Here is a 17,110-nt window from a genome sequence, read left to right as displayed (position 1 = left end):
TTAGATTCACCGTAGTAAACGGTCTGCCCGACTTGTGCCGTGCAGGGGATTACGGTAACAATATACCTGCGCTGTAAAGTTTGAAGAATTATTTGAATGAGTCTAAAAAACAATAGTGTTTTTTTCACGCAGATAAGCGCATATACCGTTCTCAATATCTGCCAACCGATTTGATATAAAAAAGTTTGATAATCCGGGTTTGTCCATACGAATAGTAATCTAATAACTTATCTCATTATCCTTGCTTTCAGAGGGTAATATTAAAATGTGGGGTTATGGTGTTGAAGTACATAACGATGTCCCTCGTGGTGGTTGGTGTGGTATTGCTGCTCTTTTCATTACGTCCGGTTAGAAAAATTTGTCAGGAAAAAGAAGGTGCCGACCTGACATGGAATCTCATTTTTATCCTGTTGCTGTTGTTTATTGCCGGTTATATAGTCCAGCTGGCAATGCTAAGCCGGCAGGCCGCCCCTGGCATCGCGGAGATTCTGATGGCGATAATGTTTCTGGGTAGCAGCCTGTTTGTACTTTTAACTACCCGCAGCAGTCTTTCCAGTATTGAATATATCCGGCGTATTTCCGCGCTTGAACTGCATTACGCCTATCATGATCATTTGACCGGTTTGCCCAATCGCAACTTCCTGTATGAGAAGGTGGAAGAGCTGATCAAGGAAGATACTTCGTCTCACTTCGAGTTTGTGGTGCTGATGATGGATCTGAACCAGTTCAAGGAGGTGAACGATTCAATGGGTCATCAGGCCGGGGACCGGTTGATCCAGAATGTGGCGACCCGGATAAAAAAAGTATTGCGAGTAACGGATACTTTTGTGCGCCTCGGTGGAGATGAGTTCGCGGTGTTATTGCCGGATGCAAACCAGAAGACAGCTGAGGTCGTGGCGCAAAATATCGTCCGCTTTATGCAAGAGCCATTTCGGATAGACCATCGCCAGATACCGATTGGTATCAGCATTGGTTTGGCCTGTTATCCCGAGGACGGTCCTACCGCGGATATACTGATCCAGCATGCCGACGTGGCTATGTACATGGCCAAGGAAGCCGGTGCCGGTTATGTCTTCTACGATGCGAACGAGGATCAGTACACCATACAGCGTTTGAGTATGCTGTGTAATCTGCGTGATGCCATGGATAAACGGCAGATTACATTGCATTATCAGCCGATTGTCGACATGCAGCACGGCAAGGTCTCGGGGGTGGAAGCATTGGCTCGCTGGTATCATCCGGAGCTGGGGCTGGTGATGCCGGATGAATTTATTCCTCTGGCGGTACAGTCGAACCTGATGCGCCCGTTATCCCGATACATTTTACAGGCAGCACTTCAGCAAATGGCGGAATGGAAGAAACAAGGACTGGATTTGCGAATGAGCGTAAATCTTTCAATTCATGATATCCAGGATGCCCAGCTGCCTGAAAAAATACGCGAACTGATCGAGTGCTACCGGATTAATCCGGCGCGGTTGACGCTGGAGATTACCGAAAACAGTGTAATGACCGATTCACATGGTGTACGCGCAGTGATCGAACAATTACATGAAATGGGCGTCAGTCTGGCGATCGATGATTTTGGTACCGGCTATTCGTCACTGGCCTATCTCAAGCAGATTCCGGCCGATGTGATCAAAATCGATAAATCCTTTGTCCGGGATATGAGCCGGGATGATAATGATGCCGTGATCGTCCGTACCACGATCGAGCTGGCGCATAACATGGGGCGTCGGGTGATTGCTGAAGGCGTCGAGGCACAGGACGCTTATGACCTGCTCGAGATATTGCGTTGTGATATGGCCCAGGGATATCACATTTGCCGACCTGTCAGCGAAGTGGAATTTCGACGCTGGCTGGCGCAAGAGCCGGTTACTGGCCTGCTGGCGGCGCGTGCCGACAGTCCGGCCTGAGCGGGACGGTACTCACTAACACAGGCGTTGCTCCCCGGTGTTCACCGCTGGAATAAAGAATGACAGGGCGGTTTTGGCTTCCCTGCGGCTGTCGTTGTAATCCTTGTCCAGCTCTTCCCGTTCCTGGTGATGGCTACCGTTTTTAATCTGTAGACCGCCAACGGCGGGCTCGTCAACTTCACTCGAAAACCTTCCGATCTTTGGATGCCGGCTCAGCCGGCGATTAACAGACGTACGGCATCCAGCGTGGGTTCAATCTGCAGAATGTGTCGGGATAAGGCATCACGCTGTTCCTGAAGTTGCCGGATTTCTTCTTCACGAACATTGGGATTGATGGTGGCCAGATGTTGCAGGCGAGTGATATCGGTCTCCAGCAAAGTCAGCATGTGGTGGTTGGCCTGCTCGAGGATATTGCGGGCCGGAGCCTGCACGAGGACTTCGCTTCGTTCAAACATGTCGCGCAATGTGTCCTGGCGGGCACGGAGAATCTGGTTGCGCGTGGTTTTATCCAGCTCGACGGGGAGGATGCGCAGTTTGTCGACCGGGAACCTATCGGTAAGATCCCGTCCATCAGAATCAACTAACCGTCGAACCGGAGTCGGGGGTAAGAAGCGCGGCAATTGCAGTCGTCTGGGCGCCGTGCCTGAGAGAATAAAATGACACTCCAGCAGCAGGCTACCCGCAGGCAGACCACTGCCACGCAGAATCGCCAGGGCGGCGTTACCCTGACGCTCTTCCAGGACCTGATCCATGATGCCGCGAATCATCGGATGTTCCCAACTCATGAATTCCCAGTCTTCGCGGGCCAGAGCGGCAGAGCGAGAGAAGGTCAGTGTCAGACCGTCATCCGGCAGGCCAGGGAAGTGATCTACCAGCATGTGCGTCCCGGGATGCATGACATGACTGTCACTGCCATGCACTTCCATATCGACCCCGAACTGGGCGCAGGCCGCTTCCAGAAATTCTGGCAGCCGCGGATCGTTATCCAGGTGACGAATTTTCTCCTGCAGATAATCGGCTTCGTCCGATCGATAGGAGTTGAGTTCCAGCAGCCGGTCGCGGCCGGCCTCCAGTTGCTGTGCAAGTTGCTGGTGATGGTCAGCAATTTCGTCCAGCAGCGTCTCAAACGGTGTTGGCATTTTTGCTGGCTGATGCAGCGCGACGTCGATAGATTTCCGAAACCGGGTAAATACCGCATCGCCAGTGGCACAGGGATGTAAAAAGGCATCAAGCGCGTTGTGATACAGACGATAGAGAACGCTCTGCGGACTGTCTGCCAGATAACCGACATGGATTTGCACGGTTTGTGTCTGACCGATACGATCCAGACGGCCAATGCGTTGTTCCAGCAGATCCGGATGCGCGGGCAGATCGAACATCAGCAGGTGATGGGCAAACTGGAAATTACGCCCCTCGCTGCCGATTTCCGAGCAGATCAGCAGTCGGGCGCCGTCTTCCGGACCGGCAAAATAGGCGGCGGCCCGATCCCGTTCGATAATTGTCATCTCTTCATGAAAAACGGCACAACGCAGACCGACCCGATCAGCCAGGTATTGATGCAGTGTGCGGGCGGTTTCGGCATGCGCACAGATGACAAGAAACTTTTCGCCCCGGTACTGGCGTACAGTGTCGATTAACCATGGCACCCGCGGATCAAAGTCGCGCCAGTCGGCCGCGGCATCATTGTGATGCGACCACAGTTGTTCCGGCGTTAACTGCAAGGATGCCGGTTCGTCGCGCAGATTGGCAAATGCCTGCGCATAGGCTTCGGGGAGGGGCAGAGCGGTGGCATGCAGCTGGCGTTGCGGGAACCCGCTGATTGCCGCGCGGGTATTGCGAAACAGCACCCGGCCAGTGCCATGCCGATCCACCAGCAGATGAATCAATTGTTGACGGGCGTTACGACGTTCCGAGTGATGCCATTCGTCGGTTGCCGCATGATTGGCGAGCGACATCAGGCGCTCGAAAGCAGGGTGTTCCCTCAGCGCCAGCTGCAGTGCTTTTCGGGAGTCCTCTCCCAACGGCTGGTCATCGAGTAATTCATTCACCGCCAGCAGAATCGGCTGATACAGGGCTTCTTCTTCCAGAAATTCCTCGAGATCAAAAAAGCGTTGCGGATCCAGCAATCGCAGTCGGGCAAAATGGCCGGCGATTCCCAGCTGTTCGGGAGTGGCGGTCAGTAACAGTACGGCCGGGATGCAAGTTGCCAGCTGTTCGACGAAACGGTATTCAGGACTGACCTGATCGGGCTGCCATTCAAGATGGTGGGCTTCATCGACGACCAGCAGATCCCAGGGTGCCGCCAGCGCCTGTTCCTGGCGCAAACTGTCGCGCATGAACATTTCCAGCGGACACAGCACCAGCTGTTCGGTCTCAAAGGGGTTGTCGTCCTGTTCGCTCAGCGCCTGGCAGCGTGGCTCATCCAGCAGGCTGAAGCGCAGATTAAAACGGCGCAACATTTCCACCAGCCATTGATGCAGGAGATTTTCCGGCACCAGAATCAGCACCCGGGCAATGCGCTCATCCAGCAATTGCTTGTGCATGATCAGGCCCGCCTCGATGGTCTTGCCCAGCCCCACCTCGTCGGCCAGAAGGACCCGTGGTGCGGCGCGATTGGCGACCTCATGGGCGATATACAGTTGATGAGGCACCAGGTCGACGCGACAGCCGCACAGACCATGAACCGGCGCGGGTAATAACTCGTGCTGCCGCTCGCGGGTCACCTGGCGCAAGTGATACAGGCGGGCAGGGTCGATATGTCCACCGAGTAACCGATCCTGTGGCCGGCTCAGTTGCAGCCGGGGAGCGAGTGCGGTTTCAACGATTTCGCCGCCATGCCCCTGCTCATCGTGACCATAATAGGTGAGCAGACCCTCATGGTCTTCCACATGCGTGATATGCCACTTTGTGCCCTGATCATCATTGACGGTGTCATGGGGCAGAAAACGCATACGCGTCAGCGGGGTATTATCGATTCGATAGATCCGATCTTCGTCGATGGCCGGAAAGTACAGCTGAACCTGTCGTGGCTCGACAGTCCGCACAATACCCAGACCGAGTTCCGGTTCATTATCGCTGTACCAGCGCTGACCTGAGGTGAAACTTTCCATGGCGAAATTGTGTCAAATAACAAAACCCACAGACAGTCTTGTCCTTGCACGTAAATTGTGCAAGTGCTAATGGTGCGCACAAAAAGGCGGCAGGAAAACAGACCAATGTCATATCTGTCAAATTGCGATCATCCTGGAAGTGTATAAGTAATTACCCGAATGGTTATGGCGCAATGTTTGCTTTAACATTTCTGATGAGTATTTCGAATGTTGATCTGGAGAGATTGCTTCGTCATATTATTCCTCTCAATGACATTATTATTCTCCGTCATTGTGAGTGAGGCGAAGTCATCTTCCTGAATAATGTAAGCGGCGTTCGGAATTCTGTTGAGTGAAAAATATGTTGTTTATGAAGGAGAGGGCAATGTCCGCTCATCTGTTTACTTATGGCACCCTCGAATTAGCCGAGGTGTTCTCGGCCGTGACCGGTCAGAGCGTGGTCGGTATACCGGGCACATTGAATGGCTATGCCCGTTATCGCCTGGAGGGTGAAGTCTATCCCGGCATTATCGCGACGCCGGGGGATGGCGTACAGGGAACGCTCTACTGTGATCTTGACCCCGCGACCCATAGAAAGATCGACCATTACGAGGACACCTGTTATGAAAAACGCCAGGTCAGAGTGACGACAAAAGACGGGCGAGAGTTATTCGCTATGGCCTACGTGATCCCCGATGAAAAAAGCCGGCTGCTCTCTACCCGGCGCTGGGACCAGCGGCAGTTTGTCGAACAGCATCTGGAAAATTTCCTGCGTTATATTCGCTAGGGAAAGTTGGCAAAAAAGCGAAGTTGACAGACGTCAGATGGCAGTTGACAGAAAAATGCCCTGAATCAGAGCTTTGCCAACTGCCAACTGCCAACTGCCAACTGCCAACTGCCAACTGCCAACTGCCAACTGCCAACGGCGCTCTATGCCTGCTTGCCGTACAGCCGCTGGTAGAGGCCGCCCGCATCAATTAATTCTTCATGCGAACCGTGTTCGATAATGTGTCCGTCCTCGAACACATACACCCGATTGGCCTGACGCACAGCGCTGAGCCGGTGGGCAATGATCAATGTGGTACGTTCCTGCAAGAAATCATGCAGGGCGCGGTGTAATCGCGCTTCGGTGTCGGTATCCAGTGCCGAGGTGGCTTCATCCAGAATAACGATTTTCGGGTTGGCCAGAATCATGCGGGCAATGGCCAGGCGTTGTTGCTGGCCGCCGGAGAGGCGCACGCCCTGGCGGCCGATCAGCGTGTCCAGCTGGTGCGGCATCTGTAAGACAATCTCTTCAAGCTGGGCAATGCGCAGGGCCTGCCAGAGTTGTGCGTCATCCTGTTCATCCCCCAGGGTCAGGTTGTGGCGGACCGTGTCGTTGAACATGGCCGGCTGCTGCAACACGGTCACGACGTGCTCGCGCACCACATCCAGACCAATCCGGGTAATCGGCACATCATCAAAATAGAGCATGCCGCTGTCAAAAGGATAGATACCGAGCAGTACCTGCACCAGCGTGGATTTGCCCCCGCCGCTGGCCCCGACCAGCGCGACCTTTTCCCCTGGTTTGACGTTGAGTGAGACATGACGCAACACTGGTTCGTTATTGCCATAGGCAAAACTGATATCATCCAGTCGAATGCCGGTGGTGACTTTATCGGAAAACGGATTTTCATGATGGGGATAGCGGGGTTCCAGGCGCAGATCGAGCATGGTATTGATTCGCTGCAGTGCCGCCTTGGCCGAGTAAAACGCATACTGCAGGTTCAACAGTTCCTGTACCGGCGTCATCATGAACCACAGATAACCGAAGACTGCCATCATCTGACCGATAGTCAGATCCGAAAACACCACCATTAACATACCGATGGCGCGAAAGCTGTCAAAGCCAAGCAGGAATACGCCGAACGAGAGTCGACTGGCGGCATCGGATTTCCAGGAATAGTCGGCCGAGTGGCTTTTCACCCGCCGCGCGGCGTCGATCACCCGGCCCAGGTAATGGCGTTCGCGATTACTGGCGCGAATCTGGCGCACCGCGTCGAGGGTTTCCACCAGGGATTGCTGAAACAGCTCAAAGGCCTTGTTCTCCCGTTTTTTGAGTGTCTTGACCTTCTTGCCCAGGGTGACGGTGAAATAGATCACCAGCGGATTGAGAAACAGAATAAACAACGCCAGTTGCCAGTGCAGCCAGAGCAGGACGGCCGTGACCCCGACGAGAGACAAACCGGCAATCAGGGTCTTGCTCACCGACTGGCCGATAAACTCGTCGATGGCATTGAGATCGGTGACAAAGTAGGAAGCGACCGTGCCGCTACCGAGGGTTTCATACTCGGCCATGGAAATGCGTTGCAGGCGATTTAACAGCGCACGGCGAATGCGATACACCACATCCTTGGCCACCAGGGTGAACTGGCGGGTCTGCCAGACCGTGAACATGATCGAACTCAGGCGCAGCAACACAGTTACCAGCAAAATGAACAGAATATACAGCACCGGCCCGTGCCAGCCCGCGGGAAACAATTCCTGCATAAACCCGACCAGCGGCCCCGGTTGCTCCAGTAACACCTCGTCCACCAGCAGCGGCATCATCAGCGGGATGGGAACGCTGGCAACCACTGCAATCACGGCAATGATGTTGGCCTTGATCAACTCACGCTTGTGGCGCAGCGTCTCATTCAGAATGTAGGACCAGCCGTAACCGTGCGCCGGCGCGGACCCGGTGTGGTCGTCAACCGGAACCGGTTGGAGTTGGGCGGAGGTGGTCATATAACAAAATCGTGGGGATTACTACTGGGGCGATATCTGGTTGAGCTCATCGAGAATGTTCAGCACCAGTTGCTCACCGCTCGGGCCCATGCCCTTGCATAACACCTCGGGATCCCGCTCACCCTGTAACAGACGATTGATAATGCCGCCCAGCTGGCGCATGTCGCCGGGAACCTGAATCATGTATTCGGCCATGTTGCCCAGCGCCTGTAACGCCTCGCTGTTACCGTGGTTGGCGGCGTGGATCATCTGCGCCAGACCGGGGGCGGCGATGGTCGGATCGGCCTGCACCTCGGGATCGGGCAGGGTCTCGGGGTTTTGCAGGCCCTGCAGAATGGACTGGACAATCACCCGATCCTCCTCATCCAGGTTGAGCAGCAGCGATTCGTCACGTTGACCCTTCAAAATGGATTCGATGCGGTCAACCAGCGCATGCCAGTTCTGTTCCCGGGCCATTTGTAACATCGGCTCCAGCCGGTCTCGCTCCTCGGCGTTGAGGCAGGCCTTGACCACCTGCTGAATGAGCGGGGCGTGGGTTTGTCGAATCTGTTGATCGCGTTCTGATATACTCATTACTCATACTCCGGAAATGCGAACCGCTATTGTTTCCAATATCCGGTTCAGGATCAAATCGTCTGCCGGGCAGGGCGGAAACAATAATTAAAAAGGGGCTTCAATGGCGAGCAGGGAAATTACCTGGGTCGGGATCGGCTGGCGCTTTCTCGCGGCACTGGTGCTGGTCTTCTGTACCTACAACCCGGAAGGCTATTCCTTCGTCCACTGGGCAGCGAACACCGCGCAGGGGCCGCTGGCGCTGAAGATCTTTGTCGGCATTTTACTGGTCATCGGCTGGACGATATTTATTCGCGCCACGCTCGGCTCGCTGGGCGGCTTCGGCATGTTGCTGGTGGTGGCGCTGTTTGCCGCCCTGCTGTGGCTACTGAGGGAATGGGGCGTAATACCCCGTGGCTCGTTTGATACAGTCGCCTATATGATTCTGTTTGTGATCAGCGCCTTGCTGGCCGTGGGCATGACCTGGTCGCATATCCGCCGGCGCCTGAGCGGCCAGTTCGATATCGATGATGTCGAAGACTGAACCATTGCGCCAGAACAGGGGCCGATAAGATGGCGAAAAAACCGGAAATTTATGTCAGCGTGGATATCGAGGCCGATGGCCCGATTCCCGGCCCCCATTCGATGCTCAGTATCGGCGCGGTCGCCTATGACGAGACCGGCGAAGAGATAGCGCACTACAGTGCCAATCTCGATACCCTGGAAGGCGCCACCGCCCACCCGCGTATGGAAGCCTGGTGGCAACACTTCCCCGAGGCCTGGGCCGCCTGCCGGGAAAACACTCGTCCGCCGCAGGAGGTCATGCACGAATTCGCTGACTGGCTCGAGGAGCTGCCGGGCAACCCCATCTTCACCGCCTGGCCCGCCACCTGGGACTTCATGTGGATCTACTGGTACCTGTTGCGCTTTACCGACCGCCGTGCCTTCGGCGAACACGGGATCGACATGCGCTCCTATGCCATGGGCATGCGCAAGCGGCCGTTTCGCGAATGCGGTAAACCCTATCTGCCCAATCGCTGGTTCTCCGAGCAGGAACACAATCATATCGCCCTGGACGACGCCCGCGAGCAGGGGGAACTGTTTATTAATATGATGCGGGAAAACCTCAACGGCAAACCCTCCGCTGATGGCAACGACAAACAATAATCCAATGACACATACGATTCATATCGGTATCAGCAGCTGCCTGCTGGGCCAGGAAGTACGGTACGACGGCGGGCACAAGCGCAATGTGTTTGTATTAAACAACCTGAGCGAATATTTTGAATTTGTCCCCTACTGTCCCGAGGTGGCGATCGGCATGGGCACCCCGCGCCCGCCGATTCGCCTGGTGCGCCGCGACGACGGCGTGCACGCGGTGGGCATCCAGGACCCCTCCATGGACAAGACGGACGCCCTGCGCGACTACGCCTTCGAAGTCTCAGGTCAGCTTTCGGAAATATCCGGCTATATATTAAAGAAAGACTCGCCCAGCTGCGGCATGGAGCGGGTGCGGGTCTTCGATCACAACAACGTCCCGGCTAAAACCGGCAGCGGCATCTATGCCGCCACCCTGATGGAGTGTCTGCCCAACCTGCCATTCGAGGAAGAAGGGCGATTGATGGACCCCGTGTTGCGCGAGAACTTCATCGAACGGGTGTTTGTCTATTACCGCTGGCAGCAGATGATCAAAGACGGCCTGAGCCCTTCCGCACTGGTGGACTTCCATTCCCGACATAAATTCAACGTGTTGGCCCACGATGAGCCGGCCTACCGGCGCCTGGGCCGCCTGGTCGCTGACGCCGGCAAGGAACACCTGCATGCGCTGGCCAGCAGCTACATCGACATCCTGATGCAGGCGCTGAAAATCCCCGCCACGCGCAAACGCCACACCAACGTACTGATGCATGTCATGGGCTACCTGAAAGACTCCCTCGACGGCGACGACAAACAGGAACTGCTCGAAGTTTTGGACAAATATCGCCTCGGCCAGGTCCCCCTGATCGTGCCCATCACCCTGCTCAAACACCACCTGCGCAAATACCCCCAGCCCTACATCGACCAGCAGTACTACATGAATCCCTATCCCGAAGAGCTCATGTTGCGCAACAGCCTTTAAGCGATTAACCACGAAGGCACGAAGGCACGAAGGCACGAAGGCACGAAGACACGAAGACACGAAGGCACGAAGACACGAAGACACGAAGACACGAAGACACGAAGACACGAAGACACGAAGGCACCAGGAGAAATAAACTTACAAGTCTTTACTTTACGGTACTGTATGCAACACTCTCTGAATAAATCCTTTTCGTCACCCCGGCGCAGGCCGGGGTCCAGTATGCCTGCCAGGTACAGCAATGCGTGTCCGGCAATGTCCTGAAACAGACGTATGGCGACAAATAACCGGTTTTGACAGAATAAATATTAACTTGGTGTCTTGGTGGTGAGATTTTGCTGTACGGCAAGGAGAAAAAGCACTGATGTACTACTTCGCCTACGGCTCCAACATGTCATCCCGGCGTATCCAGGCACGCGCCCCCACGGCTGCAAAGATGAACACGGCGGTACTGGCGGGCCACCGGCTGGCATTTCACAAGATCAGCGACAACGACGGCACGGCAAAATGCGATGCCTGCCAAACCGGCGACGCAACCGATTGCGTCCACGGCGTCGTATTTACCCTCGCGGAACAGGACAAACCCGCCCTGGATCGGGCCGAGGGACTGGGCCGGGGCTATGCCGAGAAAGTCGTGCAGGTGAGATTAACAGACGGAGAATTCGTCGAGGCCATCACCTACTACGCTATCCGTACCGACCCGACATTGAAGCCCCTGGACTGGTACAAATCACACGTGCTTCGCGGGGCCCGGGAACACGGACTGCCGGCGACGTATATCCATGCGATCGAGAGCGTCGAGCATATCGAGGATGCCGATAATGAGCGGCGGGAGTGGGAGTTGGCGATTTACAGCTGATCTGTACCAGGGTGGCGAAATATGCTTGAAGAACTAAAATATTAGAAATTGTGTGGTGGTTAAGAAGTGGCTGCTTTCGATTGAACCCACAACCCGAAACGGACACCCGAAAAATGGAGCGGGATAAATACCAATGCGAATGTTGTCGTTTGTCACCGCCCCCATTTGCTTTGCACGCATATTGTCTGTGGTCACATCTGGCGATAACAGCGATTATATGGAGAAAACCGGTGGCAGTATCTGAGGTGGGCTACCCCCGATACCATAGACAAGACGTAACCTCATTTTGAGGCATTTTCTAAGAAAATCTGGATCAGAGCATAGTTGTTTCTAATATTAGAGAATATCTGTGCTCTGCCCCCGGTTTGAAAGGCCGATCCAGCATAGACGACGACTATTTCGGCAGGCGATGGTTAAGGGGGTACATGTATCCGGGTAAGGGGTTTCCCTTATAAAGTAGTGACTTCAGGCATGATTGTCGGTAATGATAACTATAAATACTTAAAATATCAGCTAAATTTAAAATCTGAAAAAAACTGCCGATATGAATCCTGAGACTTAAAACGTATAAAAATAACTATATGCAAATGATCGCAAGATTTTAGTTACCAGAGGCCGTCGTTGTTTTAGAGGCAGTATTACCTTCTGTTATATGACGGTCTAATTTATAAAAAATAATCGTCAGAAAATATAAAGGCTATGTGTCGGTGAATTTGCTTCAGCCCCCTGTGTCAGGATATCGAAAAGAGGCGCGATAATGAATGTCGACGACATGATCAATGCGGGGGTGTGCAAGGCTGCTGATATCCCGCGGCGAGACAGTCAGTACCTGGAAGGCGAATTTCAAGGTTTATCAATTCACAGTGCCTATCAGCCAATTTACAGTTTTGCTCATCAGCTGCCTGTAGGCTATGAAGCGCTAATGCGAGCTACGGATCGAGATGGTTCGTCGATATCTCCTCTTGAGATATTTTCAAATATCAAAGAACAAGAAGCACTGATGCATCTTGAGGAGCTAACGCGTACATTGCATGCAATCAATTACTTTAGAAATGATACAACTGGTGCCTGGCTGTTCCTCAATGTTAATCCTGCTATGGTGAATAATTGTGGCGATTGCATGTATAACTTCTTCAGCACTCTTGATGAAAATGGTATACCACCCTCGCGTATAGTCATTGAGTTTGTCGAAGCATCTGTTAAGGAGTTTGGTAACCTGGTCAAAGTTACAAGGAAATTGAAGCAAAATGGTTGTCGAGTAGCAATTGATGATTTTGGTGCAGGCTTCTCCAACTTCAACAGAATCTGGGACCTGGAGCCAGATATTGTTAAGCTTGACAAATCCATGCTGGACAGGCTCAGAACCGATCCTGGTAAATTTCGCCCCTTTATAAGTCTGGTTGAATTGTTGCATGAAAGTGGATCATTGGTCGTCATGGAAGGAATTGAAAGTGAGGCTGATGCCGGGTTTGCGCATGATCTGGATATTGATTTACATCAAGGCTATTATTTTGGCCGACCTGAAAGAGAGTTGCAGGCCGTCTGGTCAAGGCTTAATCCATACTTGCAAATCAAACACGGGGCGCATGACGATAAATCCACTTTATTAATAACTGAGGATCTTCCCTCGGGTGTCGAGATGCTATTTCGTGAATCCACAAGTGGTGCACATCCGGATATGCAGATCGAAAGGACATGTGAGCCCTTGCTGAATCATCCCAGAGTCATGAGTTGTTATCTTCTGGATAATGATGGATACCAGCTAGGTAGCAATATATATGGAGAACATGCGAAAAGAAATGTAAGTACACCTTTCGAACAGCTGGGTGACGATGAGGCTGCAAATTGGGGGCGGCGCAAGTACTTTCGTCGTGCCATGGAAAACCCAAGGGAAATGCAGATCACAAAACCATATCGTTCGCTTACTGGGCTGGGTATGTGCAAGACGATATCCGTTGCATTGAATGATGGGGAAAAGTCATTCGTGCTGTGTTGTGATATTGGCATATAATTGATATTACGATATTTAGCGATATTTAGGATATTTAGGGTCAGAGTAAAAACTTAATGTCAGTCAGTCGCTATTTTTACTCCGATATTTAGGGTCAGAGTAAAAACTTAATGTCAGTCAGTCGCTATTTTTACTCTGACCCTAAATATCCAGAAGTGGCTGGGTGAACTGGTGCTTGAACTCAGAGAGGGAGTCTATCAACCGGCTCCGATACGACGGGTGTTTATTCCCAAACCCAATGGCAAGTCCAGACCCCTGGGCATCTCAACCCTGCGAGATCGAGTCTGCATGAAAGCAGCGATGCTGGTTTTGGAGCCGATCTTTGAAGCCGATCTTCCACCGGAGCTTTATGCATATCGCCCAAGGCGCAATGCACAACAGGCCGTTGTCGAGGTGGAAGAACTACTGTTTCACGGTCATCCGGACGTTGTCGATGCCGACCTGTCGGACTACTTCGGCAGCATTCCCCATAAAGAACTGCTTCAGTCGCTGGCGCGTCGTATCGTTGATCGACGTATGCTGCATCTACTGAAGCAATGGCTGGAATGTGCCGTCGAGGAAAGCGACAAGACAGGCCGGAAACGACGCACCACGGAGGCCAAGAACAACAGGTGCGGCATTCCACAGGGCTCGCCCATCTCACCACTGCTGGCTAACCTCTATATGCGCCGGTTTGTGTTGGCATGGAAGAGGCTCAACCTGGATCAACGCCTTGGGAGTCAGATCGTGACCTACGCGGATGATCTGGTTATTTTGTGCAAGCGCGGCAAAGCGGATGAAGCGAGCCAGCACATGCGCAGGATAATGAATCAGCTGAAGCTCACGGTCAACGAGGAAAAGACACATATCTGCCGTATACCGGAAGATAAATTCGACTTTCTGGGTTACACGTTTGGACGCATGTATTCAACGAGATCGGGTAAAGCGTACCTCGGCATGCGTCCTTCAAAGAAGAGCATCAAGCGCATGGTTGATAAAATTCATACCATGACGGCTCATTCTTATACGTGGGTAGATACCACAGAGATGGTGGAGCGGTTGAATCGTTCGTTGCGGGGTTGGGCCAACTACTTTCAAGTTGGCACCTACAACCGCGCTTATCGTGCGTTAGACAGCTACGCCGCGATGCGGTTGCGCCGGTGGTTACGTAACAAGTATAAAGTCAGGCGTCGCAGGGGCGGGGCTTTTCCCCCCTCGCACATCTACGGACACTTTGGTCTCGTTCGCTTGACGCAACTTGGACGTGGCGAGCCGTGGGTGAAGGCGTGACGTCTTGTCCGAGAGCCGGATGCGGGAAATCTGCATGTCCGGTTCGATGAGGAGGATGTGGAAACGGAGTGATGGTTTAGCTATTGAGGCACCGTCAGACGAAAGGGACGGAAAACAGATAGGCTGAACCTTAGGCCACCGCGCCACATCTTTACTCTACCGTAAGCAGCCACTAATATGTCGATTATATGACAGTATCTTCCCTCTCCGTGAAGCAGAGAAACTATAACCACCATAATCTTTTTCTTGTAAACTCTCGCGCCTCTTACCCTCACACTGGCGCTCACCGTCAACTATCCGCACGTCGGGTTGATCAGCGGTTTTTTCGCTCTAATTGCGTACAAAACCGACTCTGAAGAGTAAACTGTTGTCTCCATTCAAGGGAGACCAGGTATGATCCAATCCGTAAAAGGCAATGGCCACGGGCCGGCGGGCCCGCCCGACCTGTTTGAGATAATGAAAAAATTCAGCGGCGGCGGCTCGCCGCGCGGGCGGATCGGCGGCGTCATCGGCGTCGTGGTGCTTATCCTGCTGGTCTGGGGGGCACTGACCTCTTTCTACACTGTTCAGCCCGAGGAACGGGCCGTGGTGAAACGCTTCGGTTCCGTCACGGGAATTACCGACCCCGGCCTGCACTTCAAGCTTCCCTTTGGCATTGACCAGGTTCAGCTGGTAGCCACCGAGCGGGTGCTCAAGCAGGAATTCGGCTTCCGCACCCAGGGCACCCGCCAGGGGGGGCGCTCGACCTACAGCGCCGCTCAATTCGAAGACGAGTCGTTGATGCTCACCGGCGATCTCAACATGATCGACGTGGAGTGGGTGGTCCAGTACCGCATCGAGGATCCCATCAAGTTTCTGTACCGGATGCGTGAGCCCACCCGGACCCTGCGCGACATTGCCGAGTCGGTCATGCGCCGTATCGTCGGCAACATGCTGGGCTCCGAGGTGCTGACCATCGGCCGGGTGGAGATTCAGAAAAAGGCCGGCGAAGAAATTCAGGAAATACTCACCCAGTACGATGCCGGCATTCGCATCAGCACTGTGGAGATGCAGGACGTGGTCCCGCCCCCGGCCGTGCAACCGGCGTTCAACGAAGTCAACGAAGCGCGTCAGGAGCGGGAACGGATGATCAACGAAGCGCAAAAACGCGTTAACCAGGAGATTCCCAACGCCGAGGGTGCCGCCCTGCGTACCGTCGCCGAAGCCGAAGGTTACGCCACGGAACGGGTGAACCGGGCCGACGGCGAGAGCATACGCTTCAGTGCCGTTCTGCGCGAATACCAGCAGGCCCCCGGGGTCACGCGCTCACGCCTGTATCTGGAAACCCTGAACGAAATCCTGCCCAATATCGGACAGATACTGGTTGTACAGGACGGGCAGGTGGGGCCGCTGCCGTTGCTCGATGTCAACCGTCAAGCCGCGCGTGTCGCCGGAGGTGAACGATGAAAACCACACTGCTTGCCATCGTGGCTGCGATTGCCGTCGTCATCGGCTACGTTACCCTCTATACCGTGGATGAAGCCGAACAGGCCATCGTGGTCCAGTTCGGTGAACCGATTGGCGATGTCATTGACGAGCCCGGCCTGAAGTTCAAGCTGCCCTGGCAGAATGTGCGCTATTTCGACAAACGCCTGCTGGTCTGGGATGGGGACGTGACCCAGATTCCCACGCTGGGTCGTGAGTTCATTCTGGTGGACACCACGGCGCGCTGGCGCATCACCGATCCATTGCTGTTTTTGACCAGCGTCCGGGATGAAGCCGGCGCCCGTACCCGACTCGACGACATCATCGACTCGGTGGTGCGCGATATGGTCTCGTCCACCGAGCTGGAAGAAATCGTTCGCTCCAAGGATTGGGAAGTGAATGTCGAGGAACTGGATGATCCCGCGCTGGCCGAACGCAGTGACGTCAACCTGGAGAAACAGCCCAAACTGGGGCGTGAACTGCTGGAAGCCGGCATTCTGGAACGGGCGCGGGATTCCATGCCCGCGCTGGGAATCGAGCTGGACGATGTGCGCATCAAGCGGGTCAACTACATTCAATCCGTGCGCAAACAGGTGGAAAGCCGCATGATCGCCGAACGCCAGTCCATCGCCGAGCGCTTCCGCTCCGAAGGCCGGGGCCGCAGCCAGGAAATCCTCGGGAACATGGAACGCGATCTTCGGCGCATCCGTTCCGAGGCCGCGCGTGACGCCGAGAAGATCCGGGGCGAGGCCGATGCCGAAGCGACCCGAATCTACGGCAAGGCCTTCGGTGCCGACGCGGAGTTCTATTCCTTCTTCCGCACGCTGGAAAGTTACCGGGCCCTGGGCGAGAACAGCACGCTCATGCTCGGCGCTGACTCCGACTTCTTCCGCTACCTGGAAGAGGCTCAAGTCCAGTAACCCCCTGTCTGCCAGGGTGCCGCGCCCCATCGGGTGCGGTACTCTGACGACGGGCCTGGAGCCGGCGCCCGTTAATTCAAGAGATTCCATTAACAGAATTCAAGGGACAGTATACTCATTAACTATTTAATCCTGGGTTCCAGTGAAA

At 54.1% G+C, this 17,110-nt stretch carries 13 protein-coding genes; 10 read left to right on the top strand and 3 right to left on the bottom strand.

The window, feature by feature from the left end; genetic code table 11:
* The first annotated feature begins 275 nt into the window (after positions 1-275).
* Positions 276-1,913, top strand: coding sequence for a putative bifunctional diguanylate cyclase/phosphodiesterase (locus R6U90_RS01110; protein ID WP_410350814.1), 1,638 nt, complete (start codon positions 276-278; stop codon positions 1,911-1,913).
* Between the two features lie 212 nt (positions 1,914-2,125).
* Here R6U90_RS01110 and rapA read toward each other — a convergent pair whose 3' ends face one another.
* On the bottom strand, positions 2,126-5,023 hold the full coding sequence (rapA, locus tag R6U90_RS01105; protein WP_410350813.1) for an RNA polymerase-associated protein RapA: 2,898 nt from the start codon (positions 5,021-5,023) through the stop codon (positions 2,126-2,128).
* Positions 5,024-5,387: 364 nt separating this feature from the next.
* Here rapA and R6U90_RS01100 point away from each other — a divergent pair, with 364 nt between their 5' ends.
* Positions 5,388-5,789: a gamma-glutamylcyclotransferase family protein gene (locus tag R6U90_RS01100; protein WP_410350812.1), complete on the top strand. Its 402-nt coding sequence runs from the start codon at positions 5,388-5,390 to the stop codon at positions 5,787-5,789.
* A gap of 143 nt (positions 5,790-5,932) precedes the next feature.
* On the opposite strand, the gene R6U90_RS01095 is transcribed toward R6U90_RS01100, so the two are convergent.
* The gene (locus R6U90_RS01095) at positions 5,933-7,768 is read right to left on the bottom strand and encodes an ABC transporter ATP-binding protein (RefSeq protein WP_410350811.1); all 1,836 of its coding nucleotides are present in this window, start codon (positions 7,766-7,768) and stop codon (positions 5,933-5,935) included.
* Between the two features lie 21 nt (positions 7,769-7,789).
* A complete protein-coding gene (locus R6U90_RS01090) occupies positions 7,790-8,341 on the bottom strand; it encodes a hypothetical protein (protein ID WP_410350810.1) in 552 nt (183 codons plus the stop codon).
* A 103-nt stretch (positions 8,342-8,444) separates the two neighbouring features.
* Between R6U90_RS01090 and R6U90_RS01085 the strand changes: the two genes are divergently transcribed.
* The 8 genes from R6U90_RS01085 to hflC all read left to right on the top strand — a co-directional run bounded on the left by R6U90_RS01085 (position 8,445) and on the right by hflC (position 16,962).
* Positions 8,445-8,864 (top strand): DUF6524 family protein, encoded by a 420-nt coding sequence (locus tag R6U90_RS01085; RefSeq protein ID WP_410350809.1) that lies wholly within the window; start codon positions 8,445-8,447, stop codon positions 8,862-8,864.
* Positions 8,865-8,893: 29 nt separating this feature from the next.
* Complete coding sequence (locus tag R6U90_RS01080) at positions 8,894-9,487, top strand: exonuclease (RefSeq protein ID WP_410350808.1); 594 nt, start codon at positions 8,894-8,896, stop codon at positions 9,485-9,487.
* A gap of 4 nt (positions 9,488-9,491) precedes the next feature.
* On the top strand, positions 9,492-10,439 hold the full coding sequence (locus R6U90_RS01075) for a YbgA family protein (protein WP_410350807.1): 948 nt from the start codon (positions 9,492-9,494) through the stop codon (positions 10,437-10,439).
* Between the two features lie 364 nt (positions 10,440-10,803).
* Positions 10,804-11,298 carry a gamma-glutamylcyclotransferase family protein gene (locus R6U90_RS01070; protein ID WP_410350806.1) on the top strand — a complete coding sequence of 165 codons (495 nt, stop codon included), beginning with the start codon at positions 10,804-10,806 and terminating at the stop codon, positions 11,296-11,298.
* A 757-nt stretch (positions 11,299-12,055) separates the two neighbouring features.
* Complete coding sequence (locus R6U90_RS01065; RefSeq protein ID WP_410350805.1) at positions 12,056-13,309, top strand: EAL domain-containing protein; 1,254 nt, start codon at positions 12,056-12,058, stop codon at positions 13,307-13,309.
* A 126-nt stretch (positions 13,310-13,435) separates the two neighbouring features.
* Positions 13,436-14,578, top strand: a complete 1,143-nt coding sequence (ltrA, locus tag R6U90_RS01060) for a group II intron reverse transcriptase/maturase (protein ID WP_410350923.1) — start codon at positions 13,436-13,438, stop codon at positions 14,576-14,578.
* 393 nt (positions 14,579-14,971) lie between these two features.
* Positions 14,972-16,024 (top strand): FtsH protease activity modulator HflK, encoded by a 1,053-nt coding sequence (hflK, locus tag R6U90_RS01055; RefSeq protein ID WP_410350804.1) that lies wholly within the window; start codon positions 14,972-14,974, stop codon positions 16,022-16,024.
* The gene (gene hflC, locus R6U90_RS01050; protein WP_410350803.1) at positions 16,021-16,962 is read left to right on the top strand and encodes a protease modulator HflC; all 942 of its coding nucleotides are present in this window, start codon (positions 16,021-16,023) and stop codon (positions 16,960-16,962) included. The genes hflK and hflC overlap by 4 nt, the downstream gene beginning before the upstream one ends.
* Positions 16,963-17,110: the final 148 nt, after the last annotated feature.

It is taken from the genome of Thiohalophilus sp., from assembly GCF_046483665.1.
Classification (GTDB): Bacteria; Pseudomonadota; Gammaproteobacteria; order UBA6429; family Thiohalophilaceae; genus Thiohalophilus.
This window is presented reverse-complemented; position numbering and strand designations above follow the sequence as displayed.

Bases quoted from the DNA above. Each gene is read 5' to 3' on its own strand.
- R6U90_RS01110 (WP_410350814.1), top strand. From the start codon at position 276: ATGGTGTTGAAGTACATAACGATGTCCCTCGTGGTGGTTGGTGTGGTA.
- rapA (WP_410350813.1), bottom strand. From the start codon at position 5,023: ATGGAAAGTTTCACCTCAGGTCAGCGCTGGTACAGCGATAATGAACCG.
- R6U90_RS01100 (WP_410350812.1), top strand. From the start codon at position 5,388: ATGTCCGCTCATCTGTTTACTTATGGCACCCTCGAATTAGCCGAGGTG.
- R6U90_RS01095 (WP_410350811.1), bottom strand. From the start codon at position 7,768: ATGACCACCTCCGCCCAACTCCAACCGGTTCCGGTTGACGACCACACC.
- R6U90_RS01090 (WP_410350810.1), bottom strand. From the start codon at position 8,341: ATGAGTATATCAGAACGCGATCAACAGATTCGACAAACCCACGCCCCG.
- R6U90_RS01085 (WP_410350809.1), top strand. From the start codon at position 8,445: ATGGCGAGCAGGGAAATTACCTGGGTCGGGATCGGCTGGCGCTTTCTC.
- R6U90_RS01080 (WP_410350808.1), top strand. From the start codon at position 8,894: ATGGCGAAAAAACCGGAAATTTATGTCAGCGTGGATATCGAGGCCGAT.
- R6U90_RS01075 (WP_410350807.1), top strand. From the start codon at position 9,492: ATGACACATACGATTCATATCGGTATCAGCAGCTGCCTGCTGGGCCAG.
- R6U90_RS01070 (WP_410350806.1), top strand. From the start codon at position 10,804: ATGTACTACTTCGCCTACGGCTCCAACATGTCATCCCGGCGTATCCAG.
- R6U90_RS01065 (WP_410350805.1), top strand. From the start codon at position 12,056: ATGAATGTCGACGACATGATCAATGCGGGGGTGTGCAAGGCTGCTGAT.
- hflK (WP_410350804.1), top strand. From the start codon at position 14,972: ATGATCCAATCCGTAAAAGGCAATGGCCACGGGCCGGCGGGCCCGCCC.
- hflC (WP_410350803.1), top strand. From the start codon at position 16,021: ATGAAAACCACACTGCTTGCCATCGTGGCTGCGATTGCCGTCGTCATC.